The organism is Desulfotomaculum sp. 1211_IL3151 (assembly GCF_036763075.1).
Taxonomy (GTDB): Bacteria; Bacillota; Desulfotomaculia; order Desulfotomaculales; family Desulfotomaculaceae; genus Desulfotomaculum.
Map to the genome: position 1 here is coordinate 1 of NZ_JBAIYV010000056.1, position 22,757 is coordinate 22,757.

Genomic DNA, 22,757 nt, shown 5'->3' on the forward strand with positions numbered 1-22,757 from the left:
CCTAGTGCCTTTGTAAAAGACCTCAATAATGTTGTTGGTGTACCTGACATCAACTTTCTTTTTGACATACTCATAAGGCGTGGAATAATTCTGTTGGTCTATGGTTATGTGATAATTCAACTGCACCGTTGCTATCTTCCACTGTGCGAATTCATACGGATATTTAGGCAGTGGCCGCATGAAGGGGAGCTCTTCCTCCATGAAAACCGAATAACGGCTTCCATCCTTCTTTTGAAATGGGGCATGGTTGAATTTATCCAGTTCTCTACGGATGGCCGCATTCAGTTCGTTGATACCAAAAAATTTGCTATTGCGCAGCTTTGCTATGATATGGGAAGTCAGATTACCCACGGTACCTTCTACTGCTGCTTTATCCCGTGGAGCCAATACCCGAGCTGGGAGGAGGGCTGTGTGGTAATGATCAGCTAACTCCTGATAGGCACGGTTTGCGACAGGATCCTCATATTTCTTGTGACTTAGGATCCCCGTCTTGAGATTATCAGGAATTAAAAGTCGGCTGCTTCCCCCGAAATATTCATACATGCTGATGTTGACATTAATCCAGTCCTCTTCCTTCATAGTGAGGCATGCCTTGGCGAAACAGTACATGCTGAAAGGAAGAGCAGCAACGAACAAATAGACCTTACAACTCTTACCTAGCACTTTGTCATAGAGGGGTATAGTTGTGCCAGCCCAATCCACCATCAGCTTATCCCCAGGCTTATGCCGGATGTGCATCGTAAGTTTATTTTTGTCCACATAATCCTGATAGAGTTTACAGTACTGTGAGTACATGTAAGGTGGCTTGCCCACACTGCGGCAAGTGTCAACGTATTCTTCCCACAGAATCTTTAATGTTACACCGCTTTTTAAAAGCTCTTTGTGGATGTAAGTAAAGTCAGGGATGACAAGAACCGGTACTAACGCTTCCTCTGGGAATAGCTTTTGGCGGAGTTCCAGTTCACCTATGGAATTAAGAATGTCCTCGGGAACAGGATGCGCAACTGCTGCCTTGGTTACCTTGGACACTGTGTTTCTGGATACGTTTAGCGTATCTGCAATCCTCCGCTGGCTATACCCTTGCTGGAGCAGTTGTAAGATTTGTTTTTCTTTGGACATAAAGATGTCCCCCTCTCGAAGTATTACGGCAATATCCGCAGGATAAATTGTAATACTCTCAAAAGGTGGCTCTCAATAGCGGATTAGTCAATTGAAGCTAGTGGCTCCCTCATTCGGAAATAGTGGCTCTTCGCATCGGATTAACTGGCTCTGAGAGGCCGGAATACTCATCTTATCGAGCTTGCGATCAGGATGGTACTCAATGCCTTCAATAGAGGCTTCGGGATTGGATAATTGAGCACTTCTGATGTAACGATTCAACTTGTTGGCCTGCCGCTTACTCCACTCGGCGTCAACTAATAGGGCAAGACGTTCTTCAAAAGATAGTTTTACATACGTTTCATGATCCAATAGTTGTTCTTCCAGGGATTGTGCCATCGCTCCCATCCGCATTTGGCGAAGGGTTTCGACTGTAGATTGATTAATCATTCTTCTCACCTCCAAAGTAGGACGCCCCTCTAGTAAAGCCATAACGGCTTCCCGGGTTGGTTTCGTTTGGCGATGATTGTTGATCTACTTTATCTTGACCGGTTCTAAGTATAGTATTGATGATTTTAATACTAGGTGCGGGGGTATAGGCCAATGCACGAGAGCAAGCTCTTTCAAGGCGTGCATGTCCATAACGATCAGCCAGCCTTGTTAGACTAGCGCAGGCTTTAAATCCCTGCTCCACAACGGAGCCTGCGGCTAAAAACTGTTTAACTGTGAGAAGTGTACTTGAACCGATACTCTCAGCCCATTCCAAAAACGCTGTTTCATTGTACATCAGATATTTCTTATGATTGTCTGGCATATGCTCAACATTGACAATGGGTTCGCGATGCCGGACTGCTTCACGAGGAAAGGAAGCCACCCTGGACCCATTAAAGAATGCCTCTACGGTTCGACTCGTTAGACGAATATTGACCTCTTCGCCGATTAAATCGAAGGGAACGGAATATTTGTTTTTTCCGTCTGTTATGAGATAATCAGATTGAACTACGGCAGTGGACCATACTGCGAGTTCATACGGGGAAGCAGGCAGAGGCTTTAGAAATGGTTTCTCTTCATCCAAAAACGCCGACAGTCTGCTTCCCTCTCTTTTCTGGAATGGTTTTGCGTTGAATTCCTCCAGTTTAAGGAAGATGGCATCGTGTAATTCTTGAATGGTAAAGAATTTTTCATTTCTCAAAGCCGCACAAATCCACGTAGCTGTGTGATTCACGGTGCCTTCGACATTGGGTTTATCTTTAATATCTTCAATTGAAGATATTAAAGATTATCTTCAAAACCACATTATCTTCAAAAAACGGCGGAACTACCTTCAATTGCAAGGCAGTTCCGCCGTTTTTTGAAGATAATAAATCAGCTTAATCCGCAGTACTCAAGCAGATACTGCTCCTTGCCTTTCCAGTTTTTCTGCTTTACAACTTTTTTACCAATGGTTCCTTCAAGATCAACAGACTCTAATGCTTTTGTGATGGTTTCTTCATCCGAATAGGAATAAACACTTGTTGTTTCAATACTGCTGTGACCAAGGAAGTCTCTTATGTAAGAGATAGGAATCCCTTTTTTGTGCATAGCCATTGCAACGCTGTGCCGAAGCATATGGGCATGCAGTCCTTTCGGAAAAGCAGTATCGGCTTCATGGGCGAGTTTTCCATATTTTTTAAGAAAATAATCGACTGTTCCGGCTTTCATCTGTGTTTTCTGCGCATCATGTATGGTATAGAAAAGTAAAGACTCTATGGGACTTCCTTTATGGAAGCTTGCAAGATAGGCATCCAGATGCTTAACCGTTGATGTAAGAAGAGGGACATACCTTGTTTTATTTCCCTTGCCATGGATTCTGACCCGTACACTGGTATCGCCGCGGATGATACAGTTCAACCGTAAGTCAAGTAATTCCTGAATTCTTGCGCCTGTTTCATAAGCAAAGATCATGAAAAAACGGTCGCGCCGGCCAAGCCTTGTTGTCATATCGGGTAATGAAAATAAAAGTTTCAGCTGTTCCTGTGTCAGATACTCAACACACGGCTGCTTAAAGCCCTTAAATGCGTGGACGCTGGCAACGCCAAGGTATACCGGCATCAGTACCATATCTTCCTCACTACAGTATTTCAGGAAGGATTTAATGGCTGATAGTCTCAAGTTAAGCGTCTGCGCAGAATTCTTCCGAGTGTTCTTAAGCCACATTAGGAAATCATAAATACTGTCCCTTGAAAAACAGGAAAAATCCATCCGATCAAAGTTGATGCCTTTTTCCTCACGCAGATAATTCCGCAAAAGATTTAATGATTGCCGGTAGGATCTAGCTGTCTTGTCGCTGAAGTTCCTTTTGGTTATGAGATAATCAGTCAGAAAATCACGGAGCAACTGGTAAAAATGGATTTCATTCCTCTTCATGATGCACCTCCGGCAGGATGTCATCATTTACTGAAGAAAGCCGTTGTTCTATTTCAGGGTAAAAATCTTCCACAAGGGAAAGATAATAATCCGTACTAGCATAGTTGGAGTGCCCCATATATTCGCTCAAATAAGGATAAAGGGTGTTTATATCCTGACCTTCCTTAACCCACTGATTTAGTCGGTAAACCGCGTACCCATGCCGGAAGTCGTGAACTCTTGCCGGATTTCCTGTAATTGCACCAGATTCAGGCAGTTTATCCCAGAACTCATGGAACCAGTGGCCAATTGTTGATTTATTAAAACAGCCTCCATCCTTGTTAGGGAAAAATACCTGCCTGTTTGGAAACATTGATTCAATGATAGAATCATACTCCCTGCATACTTCCCGCAGATCCTCGCTCATATATACGACCCTGGCTTTCCAGCCTTTGGATTCCCGGACAAATAACTTTCCCGTTTTAAGATCAACATCCTCTTTTTTCAGCAGGCGTGCTTCCGAACTACGTAGCCCACAGCAGTACAGCATGCGGAAAATAACCGGTATTACATACCTTCTGGTCGGGGAAAACGGCGAAGGGGGGCAGCGATCAATAGCATGGAAAAAGGATTTCAACTCAGCGGTCGTATAAATATGGGCTTCATACTTAACCTGCCTATCTGGGATGTGACCGGGAATGACGTAAACATCATAGCCAAGCCCTTTCATGTATTTACCAAGCTGTCTTACCGGAGTAACCCTCCTTAAAAGACCGTTTGGATGCTCTCCAGGTTTTGACAGAATCCAGGCAGAGCACATTTCCCTTGTGATGGTGTTCCCTCCTGGGAACTTCTCGGCCACAAGTAAATCAAAGTGATACAGTATTCGGGCTGAAGACTGGTAAGGATAACCCAAAGCACGTTTCTGGGCGACAAACTCTTTAATGCAGGTACTAAGGAGACTTTTAAATGGATAATCCGTCATTAGAAGCACCGCCTCTCCAGGAAACCCTACCTATGACGGAAAGATTTAGTGCGCACGCCCGGAGCATAGATTCCTCCATTGACAGATAAGGCTTGTCAGATTCCCTTGAGGTATGTCCAAGTGTATCGGTAATGACCTGGTGAGGCACTTTAGCAGCCAGAAGTTTATGTACCATGGAATAACGAAAAAGGTGCACACCTCTAGCCGTACCGTTTATCGGTTTAATCCCCAAGTTGCCAAGCAGTCTGGAACATGTGGGGTAAACAGAGGTCAGTTTATTATGGGGTGCCTGTTTCCGTAAGAATATATAGGGGTAATGGTCAGCTCGTTTCGGTCTCTCGTTTAGAATGTAGTCCATCAGTGCGTTGCCCACATCTGGAAGCAGTGGCAGAACAAGAGGTTCGCCAGTCTTTTTCTGGATCAGCCTGATTTTATCATTTCGCCAGTCAATTGTCTGAAAAGTAAGATTGCAGATATCACAATCACGCAATCCCAAATGCATGGCAAGAAGGATGATTGCTTTTGTACGTTTAGGCTCTTTAGCTAGCTGTGCAACCAGCCCTGTCTGATCTTTTTCAGAAATATATGCGGCCACCGAGCCTCGCTGTACAAATACCCCCATTACAATACCGGATAAATCCTTTTTGATCAGGCCGGTTGTATGAAAGAACGCCAACAATGAACGCAGGATTGGGAGTAGGGTTGCCATGCTCCGTCTATTGCAGATGCCTGCAAACTTTGTAATAACTAGATGGATTTTTCCGGGTGAAAGAGACAGTAAATCTTTCGCTGTTTCAATTCCAGAAAACTCCACAGTTTTTCGAAATACATAATCGTGCAGGTCGATTGTGGATCTGCTGAGATTGCGCTGTTCCAGGTACTTAAGGTACTGTGAACGAATGGATTCCGCTTCTAAGCTGTGGCATCTGGCATCCCGTTTGATCATTCCCCAAAGGAAGCGCCCTGTATTTGCGACTTCGATCAGGACATGTGCTGCCTTGCGGTTAATTTTCCACTTCCATTCCTTCATAGATCCTTTATGACGTAGGTTGTTTATTTCTTGGATAAAGCATTTCATCAATGTTTCATCATATCCAAAGACACCGGCATCATAAAAATAGCGCCGTATATCCATCCAAGAATGCTTGTATTGCCCGATAGTAGAATCTGTGAGATTAAGGTATTTCATTTCAATCTCAGCCTTGACAATGAGGTGATCAATACGCACATCTGCTGCTATCGGGAACTCCCGTCCCTGAAAAAACTCATGGACTTCGGCATCATCTGGCATGGATGGTTCGTTGAACGGTATGCCGTGTTCATCTCGGGCTTGTGTAAAGGCTAATGCGTCAACCAGTTTTACACAGCGAATATGCAGTGCGTGGCGTTCCGGCGAGCCATTGTCATCTCTGATGAATTCATCATACAATTTAGCGCATGGTTCTGTAATGCCAAGCAATTTAGCACACTTTAGCATCTGGTTGAAGTAGCGACGTCTTGACTCCCAAGTTTCATTGGCAAGTTCAGATTTCAACCGCTGCAGAATAGTATTGATGATAGTTTCCAGTTTTGTCATATGTTATCCTCCTTCGAGCCTGTGTCAGGCTGTCTAAAGAATAACACTATATATGGATTATTATCTTCAGTTTCATGCTTTTGGTTGGCTGTACGCTTAAGCAGTTCTGCTGATTTTGAAGATAATGTGGTTTTGAAGATAATCCTTCGGTCGTTCCACTCGGGTAGGGATAATCGCGGTATCATAATGTGCCGCCATTTCATTGTAACTTCGGTTTAAAACAGTCTCGAAACGGGTGTTTTTAATCACCCCGGTCTTTAAATTATCGGGAATAACAATCCGTGTAACACCACCAAAATAGTTGTATGCATGAACATGGGCGGTGATCCAGTTTTCGGTAACCATACTTGGAAAAGCTTCAACATAAGCGTAGCAACTACAGGGCAATACACCAACAAATATATAAGCCTCGCTTTGTTCACCGGTTACTTTATCATAGATTGACATGGTGTTTCCGGCCCAATCCACCTCAAAAGCATCACCTGGCTTCCGCTTAATCCTCATAGTGGCTTTTGTGGCCCGAGCCCACCGTCGATAGTTATCACAAAACTGAGTGTATTGGTAGTGTGTTGCATCTTCTGAATAACACTTTTCGCAATACTCGGACCACAACAGTGTTAAAGTAACACCTGGTTTTGCCAATTCCTTATGCATCTGTGCGTAATCGGGAATTCGCTTGGCGTTTGAATCAAGCTGTGCCGGAAAAAACATCTCATAAATCATCTGATTGGACATTTCATCTGGCAATGGCCAAGAAAGACCGTGAATTGTCGCCAGCCTAAAGACTTGGCTAACCGTGTCTCGAGAGCTGCGCACGCTAGCTGCAATTTGACGTTGGCTGTAGTCTAAGCTTCGCAGTCTCAAGATCTCTCGATAATTAATCATAATTATCGTACCTCCTATAACGTTGTCACACTCAAAGTGTGCACTTTTCATTATAGGCGAGATTCTTCCGTCAATATAGAGTGGCCTTGTCGTTTTGTGATGGTGGCCTTCTTACGCCGTTTTACTGGCCTTATTTCTCCGTGATAGTGGCCTTATCTTATCGTAATATACACAAGATAGTTTAAGAATAGGCAGCCAGAAAAATAGCAACCTCAACCTTCTTATGAATACCATGAATGAAAACATTCCAATTATAATATGGACAGACAAAAGGATTACTCTGTCTGTTCTAGTCTCTTTATATAGTAGGACTTTAACATTCTTTTCTGAGTTAGAGGCTGCTGATGTAATCATCCAGATTTTCGTAACTAATGGCATATTGATCAACGTTATGACGGTCAATTTTATAGATGCCTTTTTGCTCTGACAGCGAAGCAAAGGGGTTTCCCTTAGGATCGAGAATGATAAACATTTCGCCTGCTGGTACATTGATGAAGAGGATACTACTTTTTGAATATGGTTTTAAATCATTAACAATCTTGTCGGATATTCCCCAGCCAACTCTTCCTTTCCCATTGTATTCGAGGATGTAAAAAATACCGGCTGAGTTTGTTTCAATTAGTGTTGTTGAACCTTCTACGTACCGTGGGTTTTGACCGTTGGCCCTCAGTAAGTTGAAAATCGCATCTCGGTTAAGAAGCATGTAACTCTCTCCTTTTCTTTTATATACTGTTTTCGATATGTAAAGTTTAGACGATTATGCTTTTGAATGCATCTCGGAAATTCGTCCATTCTTATCTGCCCACCCTAAAATACGTATACCATCGAAAATACACCACAGTATATTCAACTTTGATCAACGGGTACCCGATAGCCGGAGCACGTCTATTTTTTAGGTTCAAAAAGAAAATTTAAATTAGCCCACCAGTGTGCTGAAAATTGCCAAATTGCTTATTTGACAAAACCCGTTAAATGTGGTATGCATCTCGAAACAAACTTTAATGCCTTTGGGTGCTGGTGTAATGAAGTACCAGAAAACTTCTGTGGGTTCGATTGTGAAGGTTGCGAAGTGTGTGAGGAAGTAAATCGGTAGTTCACATTACAATAATAAAACGTACTAAATCCAAATTAAAAGTAACCCCACCTTCACAGTCTTGATAAAGGTGGGGTTACTCCCATTCTCAAACTATCTTGCAAAAGACAGCAAAACACATTACTTTTGAATTTTTATGCACGCAAATTATTAAAAATACGTAGCTCAGTGTTTTAAGTTATCAAATTGACTGTTTCCAGTCCAGATCTTTTTGCTTACAATCCGGAACTTTTTGATCACAGTCCAGAACTTTTTGAGAACCCACAATCTTTGAACAAAAAAATAAGTTTTATTATCCAACCTACTCCACAGTCACACTCTTCGCCAAATTCCTCGGCTTATCAACATCACACTCACGGTATACAGCCATATAGTAAGCCAACAGCTGCAATGGAATTACGGTAATAATAGGTGCCAGTACCGGGTGGGTCTTGGGAATATACAGTACTTGGTCGGCTACTTTTTCCACTTCGGTGTGGCCTTCCATGGCCAGGGCGATGACGGAGGCGTCTCTGGCTTTGACTTCTTTGATGTTGCTGACCATCTTCTCAAAGAGGCTTTGCTGGGTGGCCAGGGCAATTACTGGGATGTTCTCCACGATGAGGGCCAGGGTGCCGTGTTTTAGTTCACCGGCGGCGTAGGCTTCGGCGTGGATGTAGGAGATTTCCTTTAGTTTCAGTGAGCCTTCCAGGGCAACGGCATAGTCTAGGCCGCGGCCGATGAAGAAGGTGTTCTCAGCTTGATGATATTTATGGGCAAATTCCTTAATGGATTCAATATCATCTAGCACTTCCTGGGCCTTGGTATAGATGGCTTTGAGGTCGTCTAGTATTTCTTTAATGTTGCCGGCAGCCAGGGTGTTGCGCTCTTGGGCCAGGAAGAGGGCCAAGAGGTACATGGCCACTAGCTGGGTGGTATAGGCCTTAGTGGAGGCTACGGAGATTTCTGGGCCGGCCCAGGTGTAGATAATGTCGTCTGCTTCCCGGGCCACAGAGCTGGCAATGACGTTGGTGATGGCCACCACTCTGGCACCACGGCGGCGGGCTTCTCTGAGAGCTGCCAGGGTATCGGCTGTTTCCCCGGATTGGCTTACCACCACCACGAGGGTATCTTTATCCACTAGGGGATCACGGTAGCGGAATTCTGAGGCAATATCCACTTCCACGGGCACACGTACCAATTGTTCGATGACATATTTACCCACTATGCCAGCGTGGTAGGCCGTACCGCAGGCGGTAACGATAATGCGTTTAATATTTTGGATTTGCTGGGTGGTCATCTTTATTTCGTCCAGGATAACTTTATCACCGGCATGGGAGATCCGGCCCTTTAGGGTATCCCTTAGGGCTCGGGGCTGCTCATTGATTTCCTTGAGCATAAAGTGATCATAACCACCCTTTTCTGCCTCTTCGGCATCCCAGGTTACTTTAAAGATTTCCTTTTGGACAATATTACCGGTAACATCCCGTATAATCACTTGGTCTGCTCTTAAATCAACCACATCACCATCATTGAGCAGGTAGCAATTTCGGGTGTGCTTAAGTAAAGCTGGGATGTCCGATGCCAGCAGATTCTCGCCCTCGCCTAGGCCAACCACCAATGGCATATCTTGTCGGACGGCTATAATACGTCCTGGTTGTTCTTTGGAAATGGTCATGATGGCGTAGGAGCCTTCCAGCTGAGCTACTGTTTTGTGTACCGCCTCCAGGAGGTCTCCTTTATAAAAATGTTCGATCAGGTGTGGAATAACCTCGGTATCGGTTTCGGACTTAAAGATATGTCCCATTGAAGTTAGCCATTCCCGTAACTTCAGGTAGTTTTCAATGATGCCATTGTGCACCACTGCAATTTTACCGTCGTTGGAGGTATGGGGGTGGGCATTGACATGGCTGGGGCGTCCGTGAGTAGCCCAACGGGTATGACCAATACCAATGGTGGCATCTAAAGCCCTGCCAGCCAAGGCTTTTTCCAATTCGGCCAGACGTCCCATTCTTTTTTCAACCTTCAAACCGTCCTTATCCAAAACAGCAATGCCAGAAGAATCGTATCCTCTATATTCAAGTTTCTTTAATCCATCCAAAATAATTGGAGTTGCAGGTTTGCTGCCTACATAGCCGACTACGCCACACATAAATGTCGACCTCCTTAAATAGTCATGCCGCAACCAACCTGGTTACGGCTTCATTTCTTTTGTTTAATTTCCCCGGATAAAGACAACAAAATACCCGGGCGCAAAACATTTACAAAATGCCACCAATTGATCACCAACAAAGTTTGTACCAGAAGTTGCCTTCTGGTTTTGTTTTGCGTTACGGCTGTGACCAAGCCGGAGGGCATCCGCCGAATTTTCGATACTCCCTCTCCTCGTCAACCCTAAAGGGTTCTGGCGCTAGTGTATTTAGTTGTAGTAACCGTTATTCTGACGGCATCACCTCCCTTGCCGGGTTTAAGTTATACAATTATCCTCGTGGGCAACATTAAATGCTGCCCACAATTTCAGTCATTTTTTCCACGATACGCTGCAGTTCATCCATATCCTTGCCTTCTACCATAATCCGAACCAGGGGCTCTGTGCCGGAGGGACGGACTAGGATGCGCCCTTGACCTGCTAAATCCCGTTCAAAACGCCGAATGGCTTCGGAAATGATGGGACTGTTCATGACATAATTTTTATCCTTAACTTGCACATTTTTCAAAATCTGTGGGTATCTTTCCATTTGACCAGCCAGTTGGGCCAGGGGGTTGCCGCTTTCTTTTATCACGCTCAGCATTTGCAAGGCAGTGATTATGCCATCTCCAGTGGTATTGTGCTCCAAAAAAATAATATGGCCGGATTGCTCCCCACCGAAGCGAGCACCGGTTTCCAATAATTTTTCCAGCACATAGCGATCCCCCACCTTAGTTTCTGCCACTTCAATATCGCTTGCCTGTAGAGCCTTATGCAGGCCAAGGTTGCTCATAACAGTAACTACAGCAAGGTTCTTGCGCAATTTCTTTTTTGCTTTTAGATGCTTCGCACACATTACCATTATCTGGTCGCCATCCACCAGGTTACCCTGATGATCCACGGCCAGTACTCTGTCAGAATCCCCATCGTGGGCTAAACCAATGTCCGCCCCTTGCTTAACAACCTCTTCCATCAGGGTCTCGGGATGGGTAGAGCCGCAATCAGCATTGATGTTTACTCCATCCGGTCGATGGAAAATCGAAATAACCTCTGCTCCCAGTTCGGCATATATTCTGGGCGCAACCTGATAGGCCGCACCATTGGCACAATCCACAACGATTTTTAAGCCCGTAAGATCAGTGGCAATTGTATTTTTAGCAAAGTTAACATATTGGTCCACAGCATCTTCCACATAGTACATCCGGCCCAGGTCTCCACCGATTGGCCTGGGCAGCTCGGCCTGATCATCCAGAGCCAATTTTTCAATCTGGTCTTCCAATTCATCGGGCAGTTTGTAACCACTGGGTCCAAAAAACTTAATACCATTATCCTGCACCGGGTTGTGCGATGCTGAAATAACAACGCCAGCCCCTGCCCCTAACTTCTTTGTTAAGTAAGCAATGGCCGGTGTGGGCAATACACCCACTTTATAGACATCCACACCGATAGAGCATATTCCCGCTACCAGTGCTGCTTCCAGCATATCACCGGAAACCCTGGTATCTCGGCCAATCATAATTTTTTTGGGATGCCCCTGCTGAGTAAGGACGTACGCACCAGCCCGCCCCAATCTAAAGGCCAGTTCCGCTGTAAGCTCGGTATTAGCAACTCCGCGTACTCCATCGGTTCCGAATAATTTAGCCATTTACACTCTTTTCCCCCTATCCATTTGAGGAATTATTATACGTTCATTCATTTGGTAAGTCAATTTATAAGAATAGTATGAACAATAGCTGTTGTTGGTCCTTTATCAAATCTTGGAAAAACCACCTCCCCCTATTCCATGCCTTTATTTGTTTGCTTGGTTTCATCGGCACCCTCCGGATTATCTTTATTCGGTGTATCTTTGGGTGGTTCCGGCTCTGTTACAGGCTGTTTCGGTTTTACTTGAATGGCCACCTCAACCCTGCCTGGGATAAGATCCACTACGCCAGGGGGTAACTGCAGCGGCACATCTTTGATGGTATCTTTGGTGATGCCCTCAATATGGATGGTTTCCGTGCTAATACTCTCTAACTTATCCAAAACCGCCTCCGGTGCATATACCTGCACATTCGTGGGCTGAGCAATAACCCGCACCAGCTGAAAGTTTGCCTCGGGATTGCCTGTGTAGCTGGGCATTACGGTTAACATTCGATAAGGTAGGGACCGGGTCACAGGCACTAGTATTTTTACTTTCTCCGTTGTCGCTGTGAGCCCCGTGGGCAGGGGTACACTCTGTACTCGTTCCACATTTTGCGTGGCACCGGTTACATCTATATTAATCGTAATACTGGCTATGTTTTTTAATTGCGTGGCGGTACCGTGAACAAGCACCAGGTTGGGTTCAATGACTGGTTCTAATGCGGTATAGCCATATTGGGCCTCTCCTTTTATTGCCGCTATAATGGGCAATTGTTTATGAATCAGCCGATCGGCTTTAATTTCTACCCGCACCGGGTTTACCTGAACCACCTGTAATCCGCTTGGTGCGGTTACCTGTACCGGGCGGCTGTTGACCCCTTCCTGAAGATTACTTAAATCGACCGTGGCTTGAAAATCCTGGCTCCTTACACCGGATAACTGGATGATATTTTTCCCCTGGACACGAACCGCAACATTTTTGGGTAATTCACTGATGATTAGGTCTTGGGGTATGGTGCCCCGGGTATCTAAGGCCACACGAAATTCCTGTTCCCTGCCAGGGTTATGGACGATATTTACGTATAGCCAGAGAATAATGGCCAGTGCTAAAGATAGCAGCAACATCGTTTTGTTGCTAAGTTTAAGGCGGCGAATCATTCCCCATCCCTCCTTAATACCCCGCCCAGTGTGCTGCTAGTCTTGGGTTCCAGGGCATCCATTAATTTTTGCTTGAGGGTAGATTCGTCTAACATACGATCTAAAACGCCATCGATGGCCAAAGAAATCGTCCCGGTTTCCTCCGATACAATAATCGCCAGGGCATCCGATACCTCTGAAATACCAATTCCCGCCCGGTGGCGGGTACCCAGTTCTTTACTGATATCCGGGTTTTCAGAGAGTGGTAAAAAGCAGGCAGCCGCTACCACACGGTCACCCCGGATAACCGCAGCACCATCATGCAGGGGTGTATTCGGAATAAAAATATTAACCAAAAACTCCCCTGAAACGATGCCATCCAACTTAACTCCTGAATCGATGTGTTCTTCTAGGCCAGTAACTCTTTCAACAATAATGAGGGCACCCATTTTGTTTTTTGTCAAAACGGTAATGGCACGTACCACTTCATTGATCATCCTGCTTCTATCTGCTTCCTTCAGAGTACTCATTGATCTGGCAAAAAACTTCCCCCGTCCTAGACTTTCCAATGCCCGTCTAAGTTCTGGCTGAAAAACAATGGGCAAAGCCACCACCAGTCCGGTCATAACTTGTTGCAGCAACCAGTTTAGGGTGTTCAAATGAAACCAACTGGTAACAGTGGTTGCCACCAACAGCACCACTAAACCCTTAATCAGTTGGACAGCCCGCGTACCTTGAATAATTCGCATAAAACGGTAAAATACGTAGGTCACCAGGAGAATGTCCAAGATGCTAGTGAGATTTATAATGTCAAGATTCAGCGCCTTTAGTGATGGCAGCAACTGGCACTCCCCCTATATCTAATATTTTTTAGTATTTCTAAAATCGCTGGGCTAATCCACGAAAAAGTACACTTGATCTTTTTCGCTATTAATTTTCATTAACCTTCTGGTTGGAATAATGAATTATTTCACTACCTGCATGGGAAAAGCTTGGCTCGCTTGCCTGTGACCTAAAAAAAGCCGGGGGTTATTGCCCCCGGTTCACGGTCCTTAGGCAAAAAGTGATAATTGCTCCTCCTCGCCCAATTGTTCGATTTCAAAGGGGTCCAGGTCGTGGAATAAGGCCCGGCTGATTTCCTTTTCCTTGGTCATAACGGCAATAGAAGGATCCTTGGTGGGGCGCAGCCGACAACTATAAATAACCGGGAAATGATCCTTTAAAAACTTCCCTTCGGCATGAGCCGTCAGAGCAATGATTTGGAAACCAAGTTGTTTAGCGATAAAGAATACCGGTGCCAGCACATGGTCACTGGAGGCCTTGCCAAAGGGATTGTCCACAATGACCACCCGATGGTTCCCTTCTCCCCGGCGAATATGCTGACGCTTTTCTGCCAGATAATTGAGAATCCCCAGGAACAGGGTCATATTTTTACTCCACTTTTCCCCGCCGGACCACTTTTCCGTTCTGGGCCATTCGGTAAAGGTCGTGCTGACGTGGATATCGCTGTTGACCTTGCGGCAGCGTATTTTGATTTCCTGGCTGGAGTCAATGACTTGTAGAAGCTGCTTGGGATGCAGCCAATTTTCTATTTGTTTTTTAATCCTGGCCTCATCTTCAACACCCTGATCGGTTTTATACTTTTCCTTCTCTAATTCTTGAATCATCCACTCCAGGTGTTTGCGCAGCTTTGCTTTGCCCTCCTGCTCCTGCCAATTGGGCACAGTAAAGTCGTATATTTGCTTTCTCCGATCCTCTATTTTCACCACGGTCATTTTAGGGATGGTGAGCAGTTCTTCGCAGATACGTACTAGATGCCCATGCAGGTGGGCTACAAAATGCTGTACCTGCTGATCAAGGGTACGCAGGTGTTCCTCCAAAATATGGGTGGCGGCCCGGATACGCTCCTGGAGTTGCTCACCCCATTCCTTGATATCGGGGTAAGTGGTCTTGAGCCGGATGCCGTTTAAGGATTGCTGCCTGGTCTTTTCATCCCGAATGTCCCGGCTGCAGTAATCCTCAAAATGTTTTCTGGCCTCTGCCACTATTTTTTGCTGCTCAGCCACCCTCTTTTGGCTAAGTTCCAGTTCCTTTATTAAACCATCGGTAAATGCCAGGCGACGGTAGGGATATTCTTGCAATTCCTTTAAGCTAAGGGCATACCCTTCTATTTCATCCTGTTGGTAATGGTAAATACCCTGGGCCACTTCTAATTTTTGCTTTACTTGCTCCAACTGTTGTTGCAGGGTTAGTAATTCCCTTTTCCTCTGGCCTAATAGGCTTTCTTCAGTTGCCAAGCGGTTTTTCTCCTGGATCAATTCCTCCTGAACCCGCACCAGGTTGCTTTGGCCAAAGTCCACCACCGATACCAAACCAAATCCTGCCTGATAATGCTGTACTTCGTTATCGATGGTGGCTCCTTGAATACCCCATTGAGTATATCGGCTTTGATAGCCTTTTTCTGCTTTGTCTAATGCCGCGGCAGCTTCCTTGCTTAGTCTTGCCAACCGATCAATCTCGGCATCTCCACCGGGCGGAAACAGCATTGCTTGATCAATATTTTCGCCAAATTGGGTCAGGTGCGTATTGCTTTCCCGCGTTAATCGTGAGATTTCTTTTTCCAGGGCCTGTATTTGTCGTTCCAAGGAGGTTCTATTTTCTTGCCAGCCCGCCAGTTTAGCCGCAACCCCATATCTTTGTTCCTTTAACAATTCGAAGGATATGGCCGTGGCCTGTCCCTGAACCGGCCGTACCCTGTTGTACTCCTCTTCGGCCCGCAGTGTAATCAACGTTCGATCAATATCCCGCAATCTTTCCTGTTGACGGTCTAACTGTTGTTTTAAACCCTCTGCCTCCTGCTTTTGCCCTTGCATCTTTTCTGCCAGGGCTTGGCACCGGAAACCTGCTTGTTCCAGGAGATTCACAGCATGTACTCTTTTTTCCTCCAGCTGCTGCCACTTGATACCCTGCTGCAGCCGCCGGGATAGATGATTTTGTTCCTGTTCCAAAATTCCCTGCCGGGTAACAGCCTCCTCCAACCGCCGCTCCTGTTCCAGATACTGCTTCTCCCTGGCCTGAATTTCATCCCTCAGTCGTTGGCAGTGCCCTTTCGCCTGCTCCACCTCTTCCTTGAGGGGTTGGTAAATCCTTTGGTGATCGTATGCCTGCCAAAATTGCCGCATGCCATCCGCCAGGGCTTGCCACTGCTGTTTTCTATCCGTACAGGCTATCCTTTCAGCGGTTACTTCCGCGGCTAGCTTACTTTGTGCCCCAAGCCAGGCCTGAAAGTCCTCCTGTTGGGCAATCTTAGGCCAGCGTGCCGGGGTAACTTGGCGAAGTCGTGCTGACTCTCCGGTGGCGGCCAACTTCCTGGCCTCCTGTTCACTCAGGATAAAGATGGGGTGTGTCCAGTGATCCCCCTGCTTCTCCAACTGCTTCTGTAATTTCTCCAGCTCCCCCTGGCTTACCACCAACGAAACGGGCCAAAGGGGGTAGTGCTGGTAAAGTTGCGCCATGCTCAGTTGGCCATGCTCTTCCAGGTAGAGGGAGGCAAAGGAGGTCCCCAGTTGTAAGGAGGGGAAGGTACCCTGACTCCTTTGCAGCCATTTTTCCAGGGCGGGATCGGCTGTGAAAACGCTGTTGTCTTTATACAGATCATACAGACGCAGCATGACCCGCTCCTGTTCCAGCAATTTCTCCTGCTGCACCGTTAGCCGAGCCAGTTCCTCCTCCAGCCTGTGTTGGACCGTCGGTTGGCGCAGATAAAGGGATTGGATTTCCTGATCCTGGGGCGACAGTAAGTAAAGCCGTTCCAGCAGCATCTCTTCCTGCCTTTGTATAGCTGCCAATCGTTCCTCGGCCTGGGTTAGGTTCCTGTTGGCGGTGGTCAGTTCCTGCTGTAATTCCTTTATCAGGCTGCGCCACTGAACTTTACTTTCTTTGCCGGTTTTGATTTGTTGAATCATTTCTTGTAAATCCTGAGCCACCTGAGCCGAGCGTTCTTGCCATAAGGGTATTTGCTGGGGGACGGTTTCCCGTCGCGGGTCATCTAAAATTTCTTCCTGTATTTGCTCCAGTTGTTCTCCGATATGCTTCAAGTCCCTACTTAGACTCGCTTCTTCCACCCTGGCCCGCTGTAATTCGCCACGGCTTTGCTCCAGTTCCTGTTCCAGGCCCTGGGCCTTTGACGAAATCTCCCTTTGCTGGGTTTCTGCCAGCCTTTGTTGCTCTACGATGGCCTCTTCCTGCCGATCGTAATGATACCTTAGCCCAGCCAATATTTGGTTTAACTCCCCGTTCAGCCGCTCAATATCCGGCGATTGTGCCAGGTTGGCCAGTTCCCACTCTAGAAAGGATAAATGCTCTTGCTTTTCCGTTCGTTGTGCCTGCAGCCGGGCAAACTGCAGGGATACCAGTTGATGATGACATTCCTGATATTCCTGGTTTTTTACCTCTTTGGCCAGACCCAGGGTGTCTAACTCCCTTTGCAATTGGGCCTGTTCCTGTTGCAGGTGAGCAATCTTGAGGGATGCTTTTTTCCGTTGGTGGTATTGCTCTCTCTCCTGTAAATCCTTTTCTGTGGCCGCCAGGTCCTGCTGCTCTGTCTCTGCCAAAGCAAATTCTTCGGCTACCCTTTGAAAAAGTCCCTTCGCCCGGGCCTTTTGGTGCAAGAGAGCTGCTTCTTCCCGGGCCAATGCCCCGTACCGCTCGATGATGCGGGTAATTTGCTCGGTCACCTGACGATATTCCTTTATTTGTTCCTGCAAGGACATATATTCCCGAAACTGATGCCGCTGGTTATCAAAGGTCTTGGCAAAATCCTTGGTGCCATTGCCAGCCATGCCCTGCTCCACCACTGGAATTAAGAGATTGTCCACCAGTTGCCCAGTGGTCTTGCAATGGTCGAAAAATTTTTCCACATCTCCTTCGGAGCTGTTGATTTTGATCATGGCTTCCCATTCCGAGCTGACAATTTGAAACTGTTTTTCCAGATACTGTTGATATTCCTGTTTGGTGGCAAAGGTTTTGGCGTTCATGGAACTGGCAGCCATTTTTTGATAATACTCTTTCATCTCGTCCCGGTTGGCCGGACGTTTCCCACTGCCATCCTGCCGCACAAAGGGCAGCAATTCAATGCGTCCCTTATCCCCGGCGGGATAATCATAGGCATAGAGCAGATATTCCAGACCTTCCTTGCCCATATAGAAAGTGATACAGGTTAGGGCATAATGCCGGGGGGAATGATCCAGCAGCCACTCTACGGCGATGTGTGCAGGTGACCCGGTCACATCCAGGGTATCCCTAACCCTGCGATCCGCCAGCACTCCGTTGGGCACCATGGCCTGAATCACACTCTGGATAAATACCGTCTTCCCGCCGCCATTTTCCAGCAAGATGGCACCGTTATGGCCATCAAACAAAAATAGTTCATCATTGTAACGCTTATTCCCCTGTTCATATTGTACGTTGGTTAAGCGAATTTTTGAGATGGCTGGCATTGCTATTCATTTCCTTTCACTTGGTCGTACTGGTACATAAAGGCCAGAATACCCCGATTGTATTCTAAATCCATAAAATAGCGCTGAATAATAATTTTAGCCTTTTCGGTCAGCACCAGCTCGTCATTGCCCTGTTCCAGTACTAAATCCTGATCCTTGAGAAACCGGATAACCCTTTTTAAAAAGCCCAGCCTGCTCTGCTGCTTACTGTCCTGACGCTTGGCCGTCTCCTTGAGATCGTCCAGGGCTTCCCAGTATTCAATGACACTGCTCCAGTTCCACTCACTTTCCTGTTCCAACTGAGCCAGTTTTTCCGGGCCGTGTTCCCTCAGGGTGTCCATGCGCTCCCGAATCTGGACGAGCCATTCCCCCAGGGGCAAAAAGTCCCTGGTCGCTTCACTGGTTTCGTAGCTATCGTAAAAGGCACCAAACAACACAATGATGCAAAAGTACATCATATAAATATCCAGGTTGGTTGCTTGATGACCAAAATATTCCCGTCGGATATAGGCATTTTTCACATGAAAGATCGACTGCCCGGATTTAGGCAGCAAAAAGAGGTGCTCCGAGGTTTTGATGATCACGCTATCCGTTTCTGCAGCAAAGGAATCGATTAAACTGCGTACTTCACTGCTGGTTAGGTAAGAGCGAAAAACCTCTTCTTCTTCGGCAACCTTCCCCCGTTGAATTAAGTGAACCAGTACCCGAAAGGCCTGTTCAATATCATCACTGTGAAATTGCATCTGGCTTCATCCTCACCTGTAAAATCATTTCTTGAATTTCATACCGTTGCGTCGGCTGCAGCAGTGACTCCTTCTCCTGTACCTCGATGGCCAAGGCTTCGGGCCAGCTGGCCATGATTTCATCCAGTAGGTTGGCAGCCCGATCCTCCCGGTTACCGGCGGCTGCCTTGACCGGTGAATATTGGTGCAGCAGGAGCCAGAAATCGTAAAAAGAGCGATGCTCTAACCAGTGCCGCCGGTCTTCTTGTTGTCCCAATGCGGCTGCTACTTCGGATAATTCTATCAGGGTGCGTTCCCCCATTAATTCTCGAATAAAGCCGGCAATGGCTTTATAGTTAGCCCGTTGGCATAAGAAAAAGGATTCTTCGTCCAGATCGGTGGCTGCCTCTGGGAAATAACCGGTCTCCCACTCTTCCTCTGCGCCGGCTTTATTGAGCCGTTGGGGAGCAAAGACTTCCAAAGGAGACCAGCTTTTTTCCAGGTGTGGTCCCAGGAATGGCCTTACCAGCCCCTGGACTGCCAGGGTTGGCAGCGGAGAGGTCATCACCCTGGAGGTAATGTCCTGGTTAAAGTTAAAGGCAGTGAGCCCCGCATGATAGAGGGATTCCCTGGCGGCCTGCATGGCCTTGCGTTTTAAACTGATGCTTTCATCCAGCAGGGTACGGTGCTGGTGATGTACCATTTCCAGTTCCTTGGCAATCTCTATGAGCAGTCCATAGGCCCGGCGCTCCTTTTCGGAATGCAGCTCATACTCAAATTTCTTTTTGGTTTCCAGCACGAAACCATGCAGTTCGTTAAATTCCTCATGTTCTCTGGCCAGCCGGGCATGAATTTCGTCCAGCATTTTCACATATTTGCTTTGTGTCTCATGGGAAATGATGTTACGCTGCACCTCATGGTTTAACTGCAGCATTTTGCGTCGCAGTTCCTCCACCGCAATACTCATCTCATCGATTTCCCTTAAAGCACCATTCAGTTCTCCCTTTTCCAACTGCTTGCGCAGCACCAGTTGATTAATGGAAAGATGAAATTCACTGTAATACTCCTTGGTGGCAAAAATCAGTTCCAATCCCCGCTCGGTTAGGCGATAATATTGGATGTTTTGGGCCAGATTGGACTCCCGCACCTCCAGCAGGGAGTAATAGATCTGCTCCCGCCGTCTGGTTTCCCAGTTATAAAAGGATTTCTCCTTCTTTTTACCCGAGGCATCCCGAAAGGTTTCGATAATTTCCCGGGCCATTTTTAAAAAACCTGCTTCATCGGAGGCAATTGGCCCTGTGGCATTTACTGCCTGTAAATATTGGGCCAAATCCCTTACCGAGGTCTGGCGTCGTCTGGTTAACATGCTCTCAAAGAAAAACAGCAGGGCTAACAGGCCCAGGCTGAACCAATCGATGGGGTTGCCCCTCTGATCCTTGCCCAATTTACGATCCAATTCATAGAGGGGTTCAAAAATCGCTAAACGATTCATTCTTTCCCGGTAGCCCCGGGTTAAATCCTTTAGTCGCTGATCCACGGGTAATTTCTCCCTATCGTTTTTATTTCTTCTGTGCTTAGGGCCTCCTGGGGCAAATAACATCCCCTTAGCAACATCTGTTGCAGTCTTTCCTGCTCCGGCAAAGAAAAATGCGGCAGAAATTGAGCCAGGGCCTCATCATTGGCCCTTTGATTATCCTTGCCCGGCTGATCAGCCTTGCTTAACAGGGCTTGGTAAAAGGGGCGGGCCAGCTGCACCGGCATCCTTTGCTGCAGGCTGTACCAGATCCCGATCCCTTCATAATCAAGGTCGCCAAAATAATGAAAAGTGTGTTGTTGACTAGGTGATAGCCCGGTCTGCTGATAAAACAAAGCCAACCCGGTAATGACGGCTTTACCCCGTCCATAGATTAACGTGGTAAAGTTTTGCTGCTGGTGAAAATCCCCAAACAGGGCGTGGAAGGCCGTCTTGTTTTCTACGATGAGATGAAGGTGCTGTTGTCTGCCGGTTCGCCAAAGATCCGGCTGCAAGGCCCAGACCAGGGGCTCCGGAGCAGGACAGATACCCAGCAACTTATCTCCCAAGCCAAGCCGCTCTAAAAGCTCCTTGCCCCCAGATTCGTCGTACCATTTCTCATCTCCCATAATCTGATACGAACGTTCCGGTGCCGGTACCAAGTCCCCTGGCAAGCCATACTCCTTCAAATAGACATCTACCTTTTCCACCCAGGGCAGGTCCTGTTGCCAACCCTTCGGACCGCTTTTATAATAAAAATCCAGTTTTATCGCAGGATGTAATCGTAGGCGTAAACGCTGCAGTTCCCGGTAAAAATCTTGATGCAGGGCCGTCTGGCCAATGTGATATCGATAGGCCAAGGCTGGGGTCTTATGGTTATAGCCCCGGGTCTTCACTGGTATCAATAGTCCCGCTGCCTCTAACTTCTCTACGGTATGAGCAAAGGCGGGGTATTCCACCGAGGCATCAAAAAGGTTTTGCAGTGTAGACAAATCGACGGTCTTCTTTTTATATTCCTGTAAAAATTGATAAAGCCTTTGCCAAACCTGTGCATTCAGCTTACTCACCACCCTGAAATTAATTCGCAAGTTATTTCTATTTTCTAGGTGCAAGAAACATATTCCTACAATTTTTTTGTTATATTTACTGGTAATTGAGGATTCGGTTACCTGTGCTATAATACAAAATAAAAAGGAGCGTCACTTGCTGCTTAATCGTCGTTGCGATTCCCATGTTAGCTAACGTTTCACATTTCCATTATCATCTGGGTAACGTTTTTGACCGTTTACCGTCCTACTATTAAGGAAAAATCAGACACGCCTTCAGACCTTTGCCGATAACCGTTCATATTAAGTGGAGGTGAAAACTCAAAAGGAAAAAGGAGGAATGAAAGAAGTGTTGAACTATAAAAAGCCAAGTTTTTGGGTGATTATCTTCTCCATCATCCTCGTATTCGCAGTGGGGATGGAATGGCTGGTTCATCCAAAGGATAAAGAGGCAGATGAATTAGAACAAATTACTCGTTTTGCCCGGGAAGTGATTAACAGGGATATCGCAAATTATGAAGCAAACCCGGCCGTGAACATTATCGACAGTAAGATAACCCGCCTGGAGTTGGTGAAAACCTTTGACAAATTGGCCGATACACCGATTGACGTATATGCACTGGAATACCGCCTACTTCCTAAGGATTTGGCTAAAGTGGCATTGGCCGGCGGCATACAGGTCGATGAACTTGGTTGGCTCAAGGAAACTAGCAGCATGGGCAAGCCACTCCTGGTTTTATCCCGAAAGAACGGTTCTGTAGAACAGATTGGAATTCTCTGGACCGTAGGAGTGAATGAGGATGGTGGTTTGGAGCCATCCATAAAAGCCCTACTAAAAAAATAAAGCTGAAAGGTCAGATACCTCGCAGGACAACGTTCGAACCCAGTCATTCATTATTTCTTCTGACACATTCTCTTCCGTAATATTGGCAACAACAGCTTGTGTTCCAGCCCTTTCAACAGCCACTTTAAGAGCTAACCGTTTATTCTCCTTCTCTGCCGTTGCAAGCTAGACCCCTGATTTTATTC

Annotated in this window: 17 protein-coding genes; 1 reads left to right on the forward strand and 16 read right to left on the reverse strand. The window is 46.4% G+C overall.

The genetic code is table 11. From position 1 onward, the window contains the following. The 16 genes from istA (V6C11_RS15375) to V6C11_RS15450 form a co-directional block, all read right to left on the reverse strand. Positions 1-1,119 (reverse strand): IS21 family transposase (gene istA / locus V6C11_RS15375; protein ID WP_333532084.1); only part of this gene is annotated, 1,119 nt, incomplete at its 3' end. An 87-nt stretch (positions 1,120-1,206) separates the two neighbouring features. Beyond that, positions 1,207-1,548, reverse strand: coding sequence for an ATP-binding protein (locus tag V6C11_RS15380; RefSeq protein ID WP_333532085.1), 342 nt, complete (start codon positions 1,546-1,548; stop codon positions 1,207-1,209). Next, complete coding sequence (locus tag V6C11_RS15385; protein ID WP_333532086.1) at positions 1,541-2,290, reverse strand: Mu transposase domain-containing protein; 750 nt, start codon at positions 2,288-2,290, stop codon at positions 1,541-1,543. The genes V6C11_RS15380 and V6C11_RS15385 overlap by 8 nt, the downstream gene beginning before the upstream one ends. 173 nt (positions 2,291-2,463) lie before the next feature. Then, the gene (locus tag V6C11_RS15390) at positions 2,464-3,504 is read right to left on the reverse strand and encodes a tyrosine-type recombinase/integrase (protein WP_333532087.1); all 1,041 of its coding nucleotides are present in this window, start codon (positions 3,502-3,504) and stop codon (positions 2,464-2,466) included. Then, positions 3,491-4,468 (reverse strand): tyrosine-type recombinase/integrase, encoded by a 978-nt coding sequence (locus V6C11_RS15395; RefSeq protein WP_333532088.1) that lies wholly within the window; start codon positions 4,466-4,468, stop codon positions 3,491-3,493. Before V6C11_RS15395 ends, V6C11_RS15390 begins: the two co-directional genes overlap by 14 nt. Beyond that, the gene (locus V6C11_RS15400; protein ID WP_333532089.1) at positions 4,449-6,044 is read right to left on the reverse strand and encodes a tyrosine-type recombinase/integrase; all 1,596 of its coding nucleotides are present in this window, start codon (positions 6,042-6,044) and stop codon (positions 4,449-4,451) included. The genes V6C11_RS15395 and V6C11_RS15400 overlap by 20 nt, the downstream gene beginning before the upstream one ends. A gap of 96 nt (positions 6,045-6,140) precedes the next feature. After that, on the reverse strand, positions 6,141-6,929 hold the full coding sequence (gene istA / locus V6C11_RS15405) for an IS21 family transposase (RefSeq protein ID WP_333532090.1): 789 nt from the start codon (positions 6,927-6,929) through the stop codon (positions 6,141-6,143). A 331-nt stretch (positions 6,930-7,260) separates the two neighbouring features. Continuing rightward, a complete protein-coding gene (locus tag V6C11_RS15410) occupies positions 7,261-7,632 on the reverse strand; it encodes a hypothetical protein (RefSeq protein WP_333532091.1) in 372 nt (123 codons plus the stop codon). Positions 7,633-8,323: 691 nt separating this feature from the next. Then, positions 8,324-10,153 (reverse strand): glutamine--fructose-6-phosphate transaminase (isomerizing), encoded by a 1,830-nt coding sequence (gene glmS, locus V6C11_RS15415; RefSeq protein ID WP_333532092.1) that lies wholly within the window; start codon positions 10,151-10,153, stop codon positions 8,324-8,326. Positions 10,154-10,499: 346 nt separating this feature from the next. After that, positions 10,500-11,834 (reverse strand): phosphoglucosamine mutase, encoded by a 1,335-nt coding sequence (gene glmM, locus V6C11_RS15420; protein ID WP_333532093.1) that lies wholly within the window; start codon positions 11,832-11,834, stop codon positions 10,500-10,502. Between the two features lie 131 nt (positions 11,835-11,965). Then, on the reverse strand, positions 11,966-12,970 hold the full coding sequence (locus V6C11_RS15425) for a CdaR family protein (protein WP_333532094.1): 1,005 nt from the start codon (positions 12,968-12,970) through the stop codon (positions 11,966-11,968). Further along, positions 12,967-13,791 (reverse strand): diadenylate cyclase CdaA, encoded by an 825-nt coding sequence (cdaA, locus tag V6C11_RS15430; protein ID WP_333532095.1) that lies wholly within the window; start codon positions 13,789-13,791, stop codon positions 12,967-12,969. The genes V6C11_RS15425 and cdaA overlap by 4 nt, the downstream gene beginning before the upstream one ends. 210 nt (positions 13,792-14,001) lie before the next feature. Next, entirely contained in the window at positions 14,002-18,447 is a 4,446-nt protein-coding gene (locus V6C11_RS15435; protein WP_333532096.1) for a hypothetical protein, read from the reverse strand. Positions 18,448-18,449: 2 nt separating this feature from the next. Continuing rightward, the gene (locus V6C11_RS15440; protein ID WP_333532097.1) at positions 18,450-19,190 is read right to left on the reverse strand and encodes a DUF6063 family protein; all 741 of its coding nucleotides are present in this window, start codon (positions 19,188-19,190) and stop codon (positions 18,450-18,452) included. After that, entirely contained in the window at positions 19,174-20,706 is a 1,533-nt protein-coding gene (locus tag V6C11_RS15445) for a replicative DNA helicase (protein ID WP_333532098.1), read from the reverse strand. The genes V6C11_RS15440 and V6C11_RS15445 overlap by 17 nt, the downstream gene beginning before the upstream one ends. Continuing rightward, positions 20,691-21,749, reverse strand: coding sequence for a Wadjet anti-phage system protein JetD domain-containing protein (locus V6C11_RS15450; RefSeq protein ID WP_333532099.1), 1,059 nt, complete (start codon positions 21,747-21,749; stop codon positions 20,691-20,693). Before V6C11_RS15450 ends, V6C11_RS15445 begins: the two co-directional genes overlap by 16 nt. Before the next feature lie 319 nt (positions 21,750-22,068). Here V6C11_RS15450 and V6C11_RS15455 point away from each other — a divergent pair, with 319 nt between their 5' ends. Beyond that, the gene (locus V6C11_RS15455; RefSeq protein ID WP_333532100.1) at positions 22,069-22,572 is read left to right on the forward strand and encodes a hypothetical protein; all 504 of its coding nucleotides are present in this window, start codon (positions 22,069-22,071) and stop codon (positions 22,570-22,572) included. Positions 22,573-22,757 lie beyond the last annotated feature (185 nt).

Excerpts from the sequence above, each read along its gene's own strand:
- V6C11_RS15380 (WP_333532085.1), bottom strand. The coding sequence starts at position 1,548 with ATGATTAATCAATCTACAGTCGAAACCCTTCGCCAAATGCGGATGGGA.
- V6C11_RS15390 (WP_333532087.1), bottom strand. The coding sequence starts at position 3,504 with ATGAAGAGGAATGAAATCCATTTTTACCAGTTGCTCCGTGATTTTCTG.
- V6C11_RS15395 (WP_333532088.1), bottom strand. The coding sequence starts at position 4,468 with ATGACGGATTATCCATTTAAAAGTCTCCTTAGTACCTGCATTAAAGAG.
- V6C11_RS15400 (WP_333532089.1), bottom strand. The coding sequence starts at position 6,044 with ATGACAAAACTGGAAACTATCATCAATACTATTCTGCAGCGGTTGAAA.
- istA (WP_333532090.1), bottom strand. The coding sequence starts at position 6,929 with ATGATTAATTATCGAGAGATCTTGAGACTGCGAAGCTTAGACTACAGC.
- V6C11_RS15410 (WP_333532091.1), bottom strand. The coding sequence starts at position 7,632 with ATGCTTCTTAACCGAGATGCGATTTTCAACTTACTGAGGGCCAACGGT.
- glmS (WP_333532092.1), bottom strand. The coding sequence starts at position 10,153 with ATGTGTGGCGTAGTCGGCTATGTAGGCAGCAAACCTGCAACTCCAATT.
- glmM (WP_333532093.1), bottom strand. The coding sequence starts at position 11,834 with ATGGCTAAATTATTCGGAACCGATGGAGTACGCGGAGTTGCTAATACC.
- V6C11_RS15425 (WP_333532094.1), bottom strand. The coding sequence starts at position 12,970 with ATGATTCGCCGCCTTAAACTTAGCAACAAAACGATGTTGCTGCTATCT.
- V6C11_RS15435 (WP_333532096.1), bottom strand. The coding sequence starts at position 18,447 with ATGCCAGCCATCTCAAAAATTCGCTTAACCAACGTACAATATGAACAG.
- V6C11_RS15440 (WP_333532097.1), bottom strand. The coding sequence starts at position 19,190 with ATGCAATTTCACAGTGATGATATTGAACAGGCCTTTCGGGTACTGGTT.
- V6C11_RS15455 (WP_333532100.1), top strand. The coding sequence starts at position 22,069 with ATGAAAGAAGTGTTGAACTATAAAAAGCCAAGTTTTTGGGTGATTATC.